1 protein-coding gene is annotated in these 325 nt (G+C 67.1%); it reads right to left on the bottom strand.

Features of this window, described 5'->3' with window-relative positions; genetic code table 11:
• Nucleotides 1-325, bottom strand: a 325-nt coding sequence (locus tag IG178_RS24705; RefSeq protein WP_193215237.1) for a DsbA family protein, incomplete at both ends; no start/stop codon positions are given.

Raw genomic sequence — 325 nt, 5'->3', positions numbered from 1 at the left:
GCCAGTCCTGGTCGTCCATGGCCTGCTCGATGTCCGCGCCGTGCTTGGAGGCGATCTCGACGATCTCGTCGTCGTCGAGCCCGCCGGTGCCCTGGTGCGTGAACATCTCCTCCTGGAAGGCGAGCGCCTCGTCGGTGCCCACCTGGTTGGCGACCTCGTAGAAGGCGGCCGCGGAGCGGGAGGAGTAGTACGTGGCGTTGTCCAGGTAATTCACCGTGCGGTACTCGACGGTGGCCTCGCCCGAGTCCACGACCTTCGCGAGGTCCTCGGCGTGGGCCTCCTCGAACTCCGCGCAGTGCACGCAGTCGAAGTCCTGCCAGATCAC

Source organism: Neoluteolibacter marinus (assembly GCF_014904755.1).
Lineage (GTDB): Bacteria > Verrucomicrobiota > Verrucomicrobiia > Verrucomicrobiales > Akkermansiaceae > Haloferula > Haloferula marina.
This window is presented reverse-complemented; position numbering and strand designations above follow the sequence as displayed.